Here is a 13873-nt window from a genome sequence, read left to right as displayed (position 1 = left end):
AACCGGTGGTCGCTTGCGGGTGAACCGGACAGCATGAGGGAAGGAGAGAGAACATGCTCAAGGATCTGAGAATGGCGTGGAAGCTGGGCATCGGGTTTGGCCTGATCCTGCTGTTGCTGGTCAGTGCAACCATCATGTCTTTCTGGGCACTGACCGGGGCCACGAATGATTTCGGCGATTATCGTGAACTGGCCATCAGCGGAAACGATGCGACTTCCGCCAATGCCGATCTCCTTCGCATGCGCCTGATGGCGCTGGAGTATAACCACAGCAGTTCGGAAACCGATCTCGAGGCTCAGCGTGAAGCCATGTCGGACCTGCGCTCAGCGCTGGAGGATATGCGAGCCAATGCGACCGAGGCTCAGCGGATCTATTTTGACCAGATTGAATCCGCTCTCGAGGAGTTTGATTCGGTATTCGAAGAAATCCGGGGACTGATGGAGCGCAGGGACGACCTGGTCTTTGACTACATAGATCCCGACGCGGAATTCATGGAACAGCAGCTCAGCCAGGTGCTGGTCAGCTCGCGGGCTGACGGAGATATGGATGGTGCCTACGAGGCTGCCGTGGCCATGCGTCACCTGCTGCTGGCACAGATCTATACCGGCCGTTTTCTCGACTCCTATGCCATGGGGGATGCGGATCGTGTGCGCAGTGAGTTTCGAAACTTCAGTGGCGCACTGGTAGGGTTGCTGGATACCCTTGAAAACCCCATGCGAATGGCCATGGTCGAGGAGCTGGTCGAGGCCCACGAGGAGTTTCTCGAATCATTCGAGGAACTGGTGACCACGATGCTCGATCGCAATCAACTGAGGGAGCAACGACTCGATCCGGCTGGAGAACGAGTGACACAGCAGCTCGAAGAGCTTGCCGCCGGTATCGTCGCCACACAGGATGAACTCGGCTCGCAGGTGGCTACGCGCAACCAGCGCGGCATTGCCATGCAGATCATTGTAAGTTTGATTGCACTGGGCCTGGGAATACTCATGGCCTGGATAATCACCCGAAGTATTGTTCATCCGGTACAGCGGGCCCAGGCGCTTGCCGACCAACTTGCCGAGGGCGACCTGACCGCAGAGATCGAGGTTGATCGCAAGGACGAGATGGGTCAGTTGCTCGATGCGCTTCAGCGCATGACCGCCAGACTGTACGAGGTGATTGGCGACATCAAGGGCGTGGCGACTTCCATGTCATCGGCTTCCGAGGAGGTGTCGGCCACGGCACAGAGCCTGAGTCAGGGCTCCAGCGAGCAGGCGGCCAGTGTCGAGGAAACCACTTCCGCGGTCGAGCAGATGGCCGCTTCCATCGAGCAGAACAAGGAGAACTCCCGCGTGACCAACGAGATGTCGGCCAAGGCGGCACGGGAGGCCGGTGAAGGTGGTGAGGCTGTCGGCAAGACGGTCGGCGCGATGAAGGAGATTGCCGAGAAGATCTCGATCATCGACGAGATTGCCTACCAGACCAATCTGCTGGCGCTCAATGCGGCCATCGAGGCGGCGCGCGCCGGCGAACATGGCAAGGGTTTCGCGGTGGTGGCCGCCGAAGTGCGTAAGCTGGCCGAGCGCAGCCAGGTGGCGGCACAGGAAATCGGCGAGGTGGCCCAGGGCAGTGTGAGCCTGGCCGAGCAGGCCGGGCAGTTGCTTGAACAGATGGTGCCGTCGATCCAGAAAACGGCCGACCTGGTCGAGGAAATCTCGGCTGCTTCCGAGGAGCAGGCCTCCGGGGCCAGGCAGATCAACGATTCCATGGAGCAGTTGAATTCGACCACGCAGCAGTCGGCCTCTTCTTCCGAAGAGTTGGCCTCGACCTCCGAGGAGATGAGTGGCCAGGCCGAGCAGCTACAGCAACTGGTGGCCTATTTCCAGCTGCGTAGTGAGCTTATGTCGGGGATCGGTTCACCCGATGGTGAGCATGATCGCAATATGCTCACCGATCGTGCTGAAAACGCATCCAGGCATCAGGAGCGTACCGATTCTGTCCGTCAGCTCAGTCGAACCAGCCATGGCGAGCGTGAGCAGCAGGAGGAGGATGAATTTGTTCGCTTTTGACCAGGGAGCCTCAGGATCGCCGGTCTGATTGTTGTCTCGATGGACCGGGGCTATATAGTCTGAATTGCAGGGCATGGTGTCTTGTCGTTTCATGGAGTGTCGTCGATCTTGTCATCGAGAACCTTATCAAGGTCTTCCAGCGGGACATCCCGGCCACCTCCGGGCGGTGTGCCGGCCCTGACCGATTCCGAGTTCGAGCTGTTCAGAAAGCTCATGTACGAAACGGCCGGTATCAATCTGTCGCCGGCCAAGCGGGCGCTGGTAGCCGGTCGTCTCAGCAAGCGACTCCGGGAGCTGGGGCACCACAGTTTCCGTGAGTACTTTCAGTGGATCAGCGATGCCACGCCCAACTCCGCGGGGCGTGTCGAGCGTCAGTTGGCCATCGACCTGCTGACCACCAACGAAACCTATTTCTTCCGGGAAAACAATCACTTTGACTTTCTGCGGCAAGAGATTCTTCCGCAGTGGCAGAATCGCCGGGTTCGGATGTGGAGCGCGGCCTGCTCCAGCGGCGAGGAGGCCTATACCCTGGCCATGATCATGACCCTGGACGGCCGCTGCGACTGGGAAATCCTGGGTACCGACATCAGTACCCGTGTGGTCGAGAAGGCCCGCATGGGTGTTTACCCGATGGAACGAGCGGAAAAGATCCCGCAGCGTTACCTCAAGGCATGCTGCCTCAAGGGCGTGGGCGCAAAGGCGGGCCAGTTCATGATCGACCGCACAATTCGCCAGAAAGTGCGCTTCCAGACTGGAAACCTGATGAATGACCAGTCCAGTCTCGGACGTTTTGACCTTGTGTTGTTGCGCAATGTCCTGATTTATTTTGATCCCGAGGTCAAGCGGCGCGTAGTCCGGAATGTACTGTCCCGTCTGGTGCCGGGCGGGTGGCTGTTCGTCGGTCATGCCGAAAGCCTTAATGGCGTGGTCGACAACATCCGGCTGGTCAGGCCCTCCATCTACCGGAAAGAGGACTGAGCATGAAGTCACTGCTTTCCGATCCGCAGATCACGGTGGTGAACCTGGCGCCCGGCGAACTGCATTTTGGAGATGGGCGAACCGTCATCACGACTCTGCTCGGATCCTGTGTGGCGATCACCTTGTGGCATCCGCAGCGAAAGCTGGGTGGCATGTGTCACTATCTCCTGACCGATCGCAGTCAATACACCCGCAGTGCTCATTACGCACCGGGCTACTACGCGACCGATGCCATCGAGTTCTTTCTCAAGACCATCAGGAAGAACGGTTGCCGCCCCGATGATTTCGAGGTCAAGCTGTTTGGCGGCGGCAACATGTTCGAGAACATCAAGGTTCATGGCAATCCCATCAACGTCGCCCAAGTCAACGCCGACGAAGGGCGACGGATGCTCAACGAGAACGGGTTTCAGGTCAAGGCGGCGGATGTGGGTGGGGTGCGCTACCGCAAGATCTATTTCGAGCTGGCCAGTGGCGATGTCTGGGTTCAGTACGGTCGTCACAGTCATAATACATTTCAAGAGGAAACCAGATGAGTCTTCAAGGCGCTACCAGGCGGGGGGGGGTGAGTCGACCCGTCAAGGCATTGATCGTGGACGATTCGGCACTGGTACGGCGCGTGCTGAGTGACGTGCTGTCGGCCGATCCGGGCATCGAGGTTATCGCCACCGCGCATGACCCCATTTTTGCCATGCGCAAGATGAAACAGCAATGGCCTGATGTCATCGTGCTCGATATCGAGATGCCGCGCATGGACGGGCTGACGTTTCTGCGCAAGCTGATGAAGGCGCGACCCACCCCCGTAGTGATCTGCTCGACCCTGACGGTCAAGGGTGCCGAAACCACCATGCAGGCCCTGAGCGCCGGGGCGGTGAGCATCATTACCAAGCCCACGGCGGGTCTGAGTGATTTTCTCAACAGTGGTGCCAACGATGTGGTTTCCGCGGTCAAGGGTGCGGCCCAGGCACGGCTGAGAAACCTGGGGCAGTCGGTTGCCCGGCGGCCGGAGCCGGTTGCCCGCGGGCGTGAGCCTGCCGGCTCGACCCGGGAACCGGCGGTTGCACCGGTGGCAACCGCGATGAGTGAGACGACCCAGCAGGTGGTGGCGATTGGTACGTCGACCGGCGGCACACAGGCCCTGGAGCGTGTGCTCACGGCGCTGCCTGCGGTTACGCCGGGAATCGTGATCGTTCAGCACATGCCGGAGAAGTTCACCGCCATGTTTGCCGAGAGGCTCAACAGCATGTGTCGCATTGAGGTGCGCGAGGCACGTGACAACGACCGGGTGTTTACCGGGCGCGCCCTGATTGCGCCCGGCGGCCGTCACATGGAGTTGATTCGCCGCGGTGCCCAGTACCATGTTCGCCTGACCGATGCCGCTCCCGTCAATCGTCACAAGCCCTCGGTCGATGTTCTGTTTCACTCCGTGGCCGAGCAGGCCGGTCGCAACGCGGCGGGCTTCATTCTCACCGGCATGGGCGATGACGGCGCCCGCGGTTTGCTGGCCATGTCCCGTGCCGGCGCGCACACCGTGGCCCAGGACGAAGACAGTTGCATCGTGTTCGGCATGCCGCGCTCGGCCATCGGCTTGGGCGGGGTGGCCAAGGTGTTGTCACTGGACAAGATGGCAGGAGAAATCATGCGCTCGGTCTCGGCGGCTCATTGATTCGTTTGTGATGATGGGTGTTCATTGCGCTTTCAGGGCCGTTACAATAGGCCGCTTTGAACTGACCGGAGCCTTGCCCGATGGAACAGACCTCGCTGAAGAATCTTCTGGACGACCTGGAGCGCCGTGTGCGGGCGCTGAGGGGGTATCTTTGACTACGATGGCAAGGTAGAACGTCTCGAAGAAGTCACCCGTGAGCTGGAAGACCCGGACGTCTGGAACGATCCGGATCATGCCCAGGCACTGAACAAGGAGCGCTCCGACCTGGACCGTCTGGTGACCGCACAGCGGGCGGTGATCGAAGGCGTGGCCGATGCGGGCGAGTTGCTGGAGCTGGCCCTATCCGAAGATGACGAGGAGACCCTGGCCAGTGTCGGCGGTGATCTCGAATCGCTGCAGAAGCAGGTCGAGGAACTGGAGTTTCAGCGCATGTTCTCCGGCGACATGGATGATCGTCCGTGTTTCATCGACATTCAGGCCGGCTCCGGCGGTACCGAGGCCCAGGACTGGGCCGAGATGCTGTTGCGCATGTATTTGCGCTGGGCCGAGCGTCGCAACTGGAAAGCGGAACTGATTGAGGTGTCGGCCGGTGACGTGGCCGGCATCAAGAGCGCAACGGTGCGCGTTGAAGGCGACCACGCCTTCGGCTGGTGCCGTACCGAAACGGGCGTGCATCGACTGGTGCGCAAGTCGCCGTTCGACTCGGGCAACCGGCGCCATACCTCGTTTGCCAGCGTGTTCGTTTCGCCCGAAATCGATGACAGCATCGAAGTGGAAGTCGATCCCTCGGATCTGCGCATCGATGTCTACCGGGCCTCGGGCGCGGGTGGTCAGCACGTCAACCGCACCGAGTCGGCCGTGCGTATCACGCACGAGCCCACGGGAATCGTGGTGCAGTGCCAGACCGACCGCTCACAGCACAAGAACAAGGATCGGGCCATGAAGCAGCTGCGGGCCAAGCTCTACGAGTTCGAGCTGCAGAAGCAGCAGGAGAAGGCCCAGGCCGCCGAGGACGAAAAGGCCGATATCGGCTGGGGTAGCCAGATCCGCAACTATGTGCTGGACCAGTCGCGCATCAAGGACCTGCGCACCGGCGTGGAGCGGTCCGATACCCAGAAGGTACTCGATGGCGACCTCGACGAATTTGCCGCCGCCCAGCTCCAGGCCGGGTTGGAGTAGGGCATTGGCCAATTTCCGCGGATGCACGCAGATGAGCACGGATAGGGTTCCAGACGCCTGTTATCTGCGTTGATCTCCGATGATCTGAGTTCATCTGCGGGTTTAATGAAGACGGATAATGCAATGACGGACAAGGACAACAATGGTGCGCTGGAAGTCGACGAGAATCGTCTGATTGCCGAGCGGCGCGAGAAGCTCAGAAAGTTGCGCGAGCACGGTGAGGCGTTTCCCAACGATTTTCGGGTCACCGTCACGGCCGCTGAGCTCAACGAGCGCTTCGCCGATGGTGAGCGTTGGGACCAGTCGGCACTCGAAGGTATCGAGGAGCCGTTCAGCCTGTCCGGGCGGATCATGAGCCGGCGGGTGATGGGCAAGGCCAGTTTCGTCCATATTCAGGATGGGTCGGGTGAGCGTATCCAGCTCTACCTGCGCCGCGACGATCTGCCCGAGGGCGTTTATCGCGATTTCAAACAATGGGATATCGGCGATATCGTGGGCGTTAGCGGCCGGGTCATGCGAACCCGGACCGGCGAGTTGTCTCTCCACGCGAGTGAGCTCTGCCTGCTGACCAAGTCCCTGCGCCCGCTGCCGGAAAAGTGGCATGGTCTGAGCGACCAGGAAACCCGCTATCGGCAGCGTTATGTCGACCTCATCGTCAACCCGGATGTGCGAGAAACCTTTGTCCGGCGTTCGTTGATTGTCCGCTCGATTCGTCGCTATTTCGACAGTCGCGGGTTTCTCGAGGTCGAAACGCCGATGATGCATCACATTCCCGGCGGCGCCACCGCCCGGCCGTTCGTGACCCACCACAATGCGCTGGATCTTGATCTGTACCTGCGTGTTGCTCCCGAGCTGCACCTCAAGCGTCTGCTGGTGGGCGGTCTGGGCAAGGTCTACGAGATCAACCGCAACTTCCGCAACGAAGGTGTTTCGACTCGGCACAATCCCGAGTTCACCATGCTCGAGTACTACTGGGCCAATGCCGACTACAACGACCTGATTGCACTGACCCAGGACCTGCTCAATACCGTGGTCAGCGAGCTGCCGGGCATGAGCGACGGCCGGGTCAGCTTCCAGGGCGAAACGATTGATTTCAGCAGTCAGTATGACCGCGTGCGCGTGGCCGATGCCGTGATCGATCACTACGAGGAGGTCGAGCCCGCCGACATCAAGAACGCCGATCGGCTGCGCTCGGTGTGCCGTTCGCATGACATTCACGTGGACGACAACTGGGGTTGGGGCCGTCTGCTGATGGAGTTGTTCGAGGCAGGTATCGAACAAACCCTCATCCAGCCCACCTTCGTGGTCGACTATCCGATTGAAGTCTCGCCGCTGTCGCGTCGCAACGACGAGGACCCGGATTTTGCCGATCGTTTCGAGCTGATTGTCGCCGGCCGGGAGATTGCCAATGGCTTTTCCGAGCTCAACGATCCGGAAGACCAGGCCGAACGTTTTCGAGACCAGGTCGAGGCGCGTGACGCCGGCGATGCCGAGGCCATGCATTTTGATCACGACTACATCCGAGCCCTGGAATACGGCATGCCGCCGGCCGCCGGCGAGGGTATCGGCATCGACCGACTGGTCATGCTGCTGACCGACTCTCCGTCCATTCGCGACGTGCTGCTGTTTCCCTACCTGCGGCCGGAGAGCGATTCGGCCGGTTGACCCCACGGCCATGATCGCGGGCTACGGCCGGTAGGAGACATGCTGTCGAGGCGGCAGGTCTGGCACAATGGCCTCATGACCGCGTTTCCAGAGCAAGCGACCGGGGCCATGAATGTCTGTTGTTGACGTTGCCGTCATCGGGGCAGGCTGGTCCGGATTGACTGCGGCCAGCCGTCTGGCCGCCCGTGGCCTGTCGGTGTGTGTGCTGGAGAAATCGCGTGGTCCGGGCGGGCGCAGTGCGACCCGGCGCGAGGACGGGTTGGCCTTTGATCATGGCGCGCAGTATTTCACGGCCCGCAGCGATGCATTCCGGCGCCGGGTCAGCGTCTGGGAACAGGCCGGTCTCGTGGCCGAATGGCAGCCACGTCTGCGTGTACTGGGTCCGCGACCGAATGACCTCGATGACCCACCTCAGCGGCGCCTGGTGGCCGTGCCTGGCATGAACGGGTTGATCAGACGACTGGCCGATGGGCTCGATTGCCGTTACAGCTGTCGGCTGACCTCGGCCCGCTTTGAGCGCCAGTGGCAGCTGGAAACCGAAGTTGGGAAATCACTGACGGCACGCGCGTTGTTGCTGACAGCACCACCGGCTCAGAGTGCCGAGCTGCTGGGGGAAGGGCATGCGCTTTACCCGACACTCAGTACCGTACCGATGCAACCATGTTGGGCGGTCATGCTGGGCTGGGACGAGACGCTGCCGGTGGAATTCGACGCCGCTTTCGTCAACCAGGGGGCGCTGACCTGGCTGGCGCGCAACAACAGCAAGCCGGGACGGTCTGGCGGCGAGTCCTGGGTGCTGCATGCCAGTGATTCGTGGTCGGAGGCCAATCTGGAAGAGGAGCCGGGCCGGGTTATCGACAGCCTGTATGAGGCGTTGATTTCGATCGATGCCGGATTCGGAAAGACGCCTCGTATCAGGACCGCCCACCGCTGGCGTTATGCCATGGCCCGTCGGGCCATGCAGAAAGGCTGCCTGGTCGACGGCGAAAGCCGGGTCGTGGTGGCAGGGGATTGGTGCAGCGGCAGCCGGATCGAGGGCGCCTGGACCAGTGGTGTGGCCGCGGACCGGATGCTGGCCAGCCTGCTGCTTTAGATTTTTCTCTCAGGTGTTGCCGGCCAGCGGGGCGGCTGTTTCATGCAGGCGGAGCTCGATCTCGCCATCTGGATCGCGGGCGATGGTGAGCATGGCAATGCCGTTTTCATCAATGCGGATCGCACTGCCTTCCTCGTGCCAGTCGCCGAGCACGATGCGCTGGCAGTGGCGCTGGTCGACCTCGATATCGTGAATGGCCCGCCGGTGAGTATGGCCATGGATGATGCGCCGGACGCCCGAGTGATGACGAAAGCATTCGCTCACGGCATCGGCGTTGACATCCATGATCTGCTGACCGGTCTGGCCCGTGTGCCGCTTGCTGCGCCAGCGCGCCAGCCGCGCCAGGGTGCGGCGCAGCCATAGCGGGTAGGACAGTACCTTGCGTTGCCAGTCTGGGTTGCGCGCCTTGCGCCTGAAGCGCTGATAGGCGACATCGTCGGTACACAGGATATCGCCATGCATCAGCAAGACCTCGGTTCCGGCATGGTTCAGATGCCACGGCTCTTCGATGCGCTCCATTCGGGCCAGTTGGCAGTAATCGTCGCCGACCAGGAAGTCGCGGTTGCCGCACAGAAAGCGAACCTCGACCCCCTGTTCGGCCAGCCGGGCGCTGGCCGCGGCCACATCGCGCTCCATCGCACCAATGCCATCATCCCCGATCCAGGCCTCGAACAGATCGCCCAGAATGTAAAGCGCCCGGGCCTGGCGCGCCGGCCCATCGAGAAAATCGACGAGCAGGCGCGTGGTTTCCGGGCGCTGCGGATCGAGGTGCAGATCCGCGATCAGGTAGATGGGAGCGACGGAACTCAGGGCAGTTCCACCCGCTCGAGGATGACCGGCTCTTCAGGTACGTCGCGGTGATGACCGTGGATGCCGGTAGGAACCTGGCGAATGGCATCGACAACATCCATGCCATCGACGACCCGACCGAACACGGCATAACCCCAGGCCTGGCCCGACTGGGTTCCACGATGGTTGAGGAATTCGTTGTCGCTGACGTTGATGAAGAACTGCGCGGTGGCCGAGTGCGGATCGTTGGTCCGCGCCATGGCCAGGGTGCCACGCTCGTTTTTCAGGCCATTGTCCGCTTCGTTCTTGATCGGATCGCCGGTGGATTTCTGTTCGAAGTCGGTGTCGAAACCGCCGCCCTGGATCATGAAGTTATCGATCACGCGGTGGAACAGCGTGCCGTCGTAATGTCCGTCGCGGGCATAGTTCAGAAAGTTTTCGACGCTGATCGGCGCATCGTCTTCAAACAGCTCGACGGTAATGGCGCCATGGTTGGTGTGCAGGATCACGCTGGGATTCTCCGTTGATGCAGGTTCGTCGGCCATTGCCGCCACGGGCAGGGCCAGGACAAGAACAGTCAGGATATGCAGGGTTGTGCGCATGTTCCAAAAATCTCTTGTTCAGGGGGTGCCAATGATACTGTCTCGGGCGGCGAATCGGTAGGGCGGATGGTGCACGCCGGCCTCGGTGACGATGCAGTCGACCAGTGTGGCCGGGGTGATATCGAATACCGGGTTCCAGGCATCGAAGCCCGGCGGGGTGTGATCCAGACCTGCCGCCCGCCAGATCTCTCCCGGATCGCGTTGCTCGATGGCAATGTCCTGTCCCGAGGGGGTGTCTGGATCGACGGTGGAGGAGGGGGCGACCACCATGACGCGAACGCCGTAGTGGCGGGCGATGACGGCCAGCGAACAGGTGCCGATCTTGTTGGCGACATCCCCATTGGCGGCGATGCGGTCGGCGCCGGTAATCACCCATTGCACCTGGCCGGAAGCCATCAATGCTGCGGCTGCACCTTCGATAACGACTTTGAACGGCATGTCCATCCGGGCCAGTTCCCAGGCCGTGAGCCGGGCGCCCTGAAGCCAGGGGCGGGTTTCGCCGGCAAAAATTCGCCTGATTTTGCCGGCCCGGTAGGCGGCGGCCACCACGCCCAGGGCCGTGCCAATGCCTCCGGTTGCCAGCGCCCCGGTATTGCAGTGGGTGAGCACGCCCGAGCCCGCGTCGATGCAGGCGCTGCCGGCTGCGGCCATGGCCTGGTTGGCGGCCACGTCCTCGGCGTGAATGCCGCGCGCCTCGGCTTCCAGCATTGTCGGATCGGGCGAACCGTGCCGCTTAGCCGCACGGCGCATGCGCGCCAGTGCCCAGGCCAGGTTGACCGCGGTAGGCCGGGCCTGCTCCAGTTGCTCCAGGCGCCGCTCCCAGGCCTCGGGATCGTCTCCGTCCTGCGCGGCGGCGATGACCGCGCCATACGCGGCGGCAATACCAATGGCCGGGGCGCCACGCACCACCAGGTCGGCAATGGCCCGTGCCACTTCGTCGCTACGGTCCAGCGTCAGCCAGTCGGTCCGGGCCGGCAGCAGACGCTGATCTAGCAGCCTGAGCACGCCGCGCTCGAAAATGATGGCCTGAATGTCGTGCCCAGGCATGGAGGAGTGTGTCGTCATGACCGGCATTCTACGCAAGCCGGGGGCGGAATGCGCAGTTTGCCGGGTTAATGTCGGCCGCATCCTCCGGCTTGCCGGCAGGCTGCCTCGAAATGGTGGCCTGTGGTAAAATTTCACGTTTGTTGCTTTCATTTCCGAGGGCTTGCGACACAGTCCTTGGGGTGGAGTGAAAGCCTAACCAAATCAGGCGCTTGCATGGCGCCCGGTCGCTGACAGACAGGATCTCTCCCGATGGCGGAAATGGCACGTGAAGTGCTCCAGGTCAACCTGGAAGACGAGATGCGTCAGTCCTACCTCGATTACGCCATGAGCGTGATCGTGGGTCGGGCGCTCCCGGACGTTCGCGATGGTCTCAAGCCGGTTCACCGGCGTGTGCTGTTCGCGATGCATGTACTGGGCAACGACTACAACAAGCCGTACAAGAAGTCGGCGCGCGTGGTGGGTGACGTGATCGGTAAATACCACCCGCACGGTGACAGCGCCGTCTACGACACCATCGTGCGCATGGCCCAGCCGTTTTCCATGCGCTACATGCTGGTCGACGGGCAGGGCAACTTTGGTTCCATCGATGGCGATTCGGCCGCCGCCATGCGTTATACCGAGGTGCGCATGGCCCGGCTGTCGCACCAGTTGCTGGCCGACATCGACAAGGAAACGGTCAACTTCATTCCCAACTACGATGAGTCGGAGTCGGAACCCACGGTTCTGCCGACCCGGGTCCCGAACCTGCTGGTCAACGGTGCTTCCGGCATTGCAGTGGGCATGGCCACCAATATCCCGCCGCACAACCTGGATGAGGTGATTCGTGCCCTGCTGGCGATGATCGAGGATCCCGAGATCGACATCGACGGGATCATGGAATACATGCCAGGCCCGGATTTCCCCACCGCCGCCATCATCAACGGCGCCAGCGGTATCCGCCAGGCCTACGAGACGGGCCGCGGGCGCATCTATCTTCGGGCTCGCACCGAGATCGAGACCGATGACAGCAGCGGGCGCGTCCGCATCGTGGTCAACGAGCTGCCGTACATGGTCAACAAGGCGCGGCTGCTGGAAAAGATTGCCGAGCTGGTCAAGGAGAAGCGACTCGAGGGCATCAGCGAACTGCGTGATGAGTCCGACAAGGACGGCATGCGCATGGTCATCGAGCTCAAGCGCGGCGAAGTGGCCGAGGTGGTGCTCAACAATCTGTTCCAGCTCACCCAGTTGCAGACCGTATTCGGCATCAACATGGTCGCACTGGTCGACGGTCAGCCCAAGCTGCTCAATATCCGCCAGGCCCTGTCGGCCTTCCTGGCCCATCGCCGCGAGGTGGTGACGCGGCGCAGCCTTTACGAGCTGCGCAAGTCCAGGGAACGTGCCCATATTCTCGAGGGGTTGACCGTTGCCCTGGCCAATCTCGACGAAGTCATTGCCCTGATCAAGGCCTCCAAGACGCCTGCCGATGCGCGCGAGGCGCTGCAGTCCCGTCGTTGGGACGCCGGCCTGGTGGCCGCTCTGCTTGGGCGTGCCGGCGCCGATATGTCGCGCCCGGAAGACCTGTTGCCGGAGTACGGACTGGACGAGCGCGGCTACCAGCTCTCGCCCCAGCAGGCCCAGGCCATTCTGGATCTGCGATTGCAGAAGCTCACTGGCCTGGAACAGGACAAGCTCTCTGAAGAATACGAGGAGATCCTCGAGACCATTCGCGAGCTGATGCGCATCCTGTCCGAGCCTGACGCGCTGATGGGCGTGATTCGCGAGGAACTGGAGGCGCTGCAGGAGCAGTACGCCGATCCGCGCCGCACCGAGATCGTGCGTGATCATCTCGACCTGACCATGGAAGACCTGATCACCCCGGAAGACGTGGTGGTCACGCTGTCACATGCCGGCTATGCCAAGTATCAGCCGCTGGACCGCTACCAGTCGCAGAAGCGTGGTGGCCGGGGGCGATCGGCTGCGCGCACCAAGAACGAGGATTTCGTCGAACGTTTCTGGGTGACCAATACCCATGACACGCTGCTGGTGTTTACCTCGGCCGGCAAGGTGTACAAGACCAAGGTGTACCAACTGCCCCAGGCCGGGCACAACAGCCGGGGCAGGCCCATGGTCAACCTGCTGCCGCTCGAAGAGGGCGAACGCATTAACGCCGTGCTGCCGACCCGGGAGTTTTCCGACGACTGGTTCGTGTTTTTCGCCACCCGGGCCGGGCGGGTCAAGAAGACCCCGCTGTCGGACTTTGCCAATATCCGTTCCAATGGTATCTGGGCGGTGTTGCTGGAGGAGGGCGACGAGTTGGTCGATGTGGCCTTTACCGACGGTGAGCGCGACATTCTCCTGTTTTCATCGGCCGGCAAGACCATCCGCTTCAACGAGTCCGATGTGCGACCCATGGGTCGACAGACTCGTGGTGTCGTTGGGATTCGTCTCAAGGACGATCAGGAAGTGGTCTCCATGCTGGTTGCCGACGATGGAGACGTGCTGCTGGCCACGGCCAACGGCTATGGCAAGCGCACCGATCTCGAGGAATTCCCGGTCTACCGCCGTGGTGGGCAGGGCGTGATCGGTATTCAGACCAGTGGCCGAAATGGTCCGCTGGTCGCGGCGCTGGGCGTGAGTGAAGAAGACGACGTGATGCTCACCTCCAATGCCGGCACCCTGGTGCGGACCTCGGTCGACGAGATTTCGCGACTGGGCCGCAATACCCAGGGCGTGACCCTGATGCGGCTGGGCAAGAACGAACAGTTGATCGGCCTGGCACGGGTGGCCGCAGCCGAAGACGAGGAAGCCGCCGCCGAGACCGAAGAGTAGT

11 protein-coding genes are annotated in these 13873 nt (G+C 61.8%); 8 read left to right on the top strand and 3 right to left on the bottom strand.

Going from position 1 to position 13873, the window contains the following annotated elements:
- Positions 1–53 precede the first annotated feature (53 nt).
- From IC757_RS08910 to IC757_RS08880, 7 genes are all read left to right on the top strand, one after another.
- Positions 54–2048 (top strand): methyl-accepting chemotaxis protein, encoded by a 1995-nt coding sequence (locus IC757_RS08910; RefSeq protein ID WP_223846075.1) that lies wholly within the window; start codon positions 54–56, stop codon positions 2046–2048.
- Positions 2049–2156: 108 nt separating this feature from the next.
- Entirely contained in the window at positions 2157–3026 is an 870-nt protein-coding gene (locus IC757_RS08905; RefSeq protein WP_223846074.1) for a CheR family methyltransferase, read from the top strand.
- Positions 3027–3028: 2 nt separating this feature from the next.
- Positions 3029–3559, top strand: a complete 531-nt coding sequence (locus tag IC757_RS08900; RefSeq protein WP_190973966.1) for a chemotaxis protein CheD — start codon at positions 3029–3031, stop codon at positions 3557–3559.
- A gap of 29 nt (positions 3560–3588) precedes the next feature.
- Positions 3589–4689 (top strand): chemotaxis response regulator protein-glutamate methylesterase, encoded by a 1101-nt coding sequence (locus IC757_RS08895; RefSeq protein ID WP_223846073.1) that lies wholly within the window; start codon positions 3589–3591, stop codon positions 4687–4689.
- Between the two features lie 80 nt (positions 4690–4769).
- A protein-coding gene (gene prfB, locus IC757_RS08890) for a peptide chain release factor 2 (protein ID WP_190973964.1) occupies positions 4770–5868 on the top strand; the annotation gives its coding sequence in 2 pieces (ribosomal slippage) (positions 4770–4841 and positions 4843–5868; 1098 coding nt in all).
- Between the two features lie 123 nt (positions 5869–5991).
- Positions 5992–7533, top strand: a complete 1542-nt coding sequence (gene lysS, locus IC757_RS08885; protein ID WP_190973963.1) for a lysine--tRNA ligase — start codon at positions 5992–5994, stop codon at positions 7531–7533.
- A gap of 112 nt (positions 7534–7645) precedes the next feature.
- Positions 7646–8626 (top strand): NAD(P)/FAD-dependent oxidoreductase, encoded by a 981-nt coding sequence (locus IC757_RS08880; RefSeq protein WP_190973962.1) that lies wholly within the window; start codon positions 7646–7648, stop codon positions 8624–8626.
- A 9-nt stretch (positions 8627–8635) separates the two neighbouring features.
- Here the strand turns inward: IC757_RS08880 and IC757_RS08875 are convergent, their stop codons facing one another.
- Genes IC757_RS08875 through mtnA form a run of 3 tightly spaced genes read right to left on the bottom strand, consistent with a single transcriptional unit; the run spans position 8636 to position 11082 of the window.
- Positions 8636–9409, bottom strand: a complete 774-nt coding sequence (locus tag IC757_RS08875; RefSeq protein ID WP_223846344.1) for a UDP-2,3-diacylglucosamine diphosphatase — start codon at positions 9407–9409, stop codon at positions 8636–8638.
- A 23-nt stretch (positions 9410–9432) separates the two neighbouring features.
- Positions 9433–10017, bottom strand: a complete 585-nt coding sequence (locus tag IC757_RS08870; RefSeq protein WP_190973961.1) for a peptidylprolyl isomerase — start codon at positions 10015–10017, stop codon at positions 9433–9435.
- Positions 10018–10035: 18 nt separating this feature from the next.
- Positions 10036–11082, bottom strand: coding sequence for an S-methyl-5-thioribose-1-phosphate isomerase (gene mtnA, locus IC757_RS08865; RefSeq protein WP_190973960.1), 1047 nt, complete (start codon positions 11080–11082; stop codon positions 10036–10038).
- 231 nt (positions 11083–11313) lie between these two features.
- On the opposite strand from mtnA, the gene gyrA reads away from it, so the two are divergent.
- Complete coding sequence (gene gyrA / locus IC757_RS08860; protein ID WP_190973959.1) at positions 11314–13872, top strand: DNA gyrase subunit A; 2559 nt, start codon at positions 11314–11316, stop codon at positions 13870–13872.
- The last annotated feature ends 1 nt before the right edge of the window (position 13873 follow it).

This window comes from Wenzhouxiangella sp. AB-CW3 (assembly GCF_014725735.1).
GTDB lineage: Bacteria > Pseudomonadota > Gammaproteobacteria > Xanthomonadales > Wenzhouxiangellaceae > Wenzhouxiangella.
This window is presented reverse-complemented; position numbering and strand designations above follow the sequence as displayed.

Bases quoted from the DNA above. Each gene is read 5' to 3' on its own strand.
- lysS (WP_190973963.1), top strand. From the start codon at position 5,992: ATGACGGACAAGGACAACAATGGTGCGCTGGAAGTCGACGAGAATCGT.
- IC757_RS08910 (WP_223846075.1), top strand. From the start codon at position 54: ATGCTCAAGGATCTGAGAATGGCGTGGAAGCTGGGCATCGGGTTTGGC.
- mtnA (WP_190973960.1), bottom strand. From the start codon at position 11,082: ATGACGACACACTCCTCCATGCCTGGGCACGACATTCAGGCCATCATT.
- gyrA (WP_190973959.1), top strand. From the start codon at position 11,314: ATGGCGGAAATGGCACGTGAAGTGCTCCAGGTCAACCTGGAAGACGAG.
- IC757_RS08870 (WP_190973961.1), bottom strand. From the start codon at position 10,017: ATGCGCACAACCCTGCATATCCTGACTGTTCTTGTCCTGGCCCTGCCC.
- IC757_RS08880 (WP_190973962.1), top strand. From the start codon at position 7,646: ATGTCTGTTGTTGACGTTGCCGTCATCGGGGCAGGCTGGTCCGGATTG.
- IC757_RS08900 (WP_190973966.1), top strand. From the start codon at position 3,029: ATGAAGTCACTGCTTTCCGATCCGCAGATCACGGTGGTGAACCTGGCG.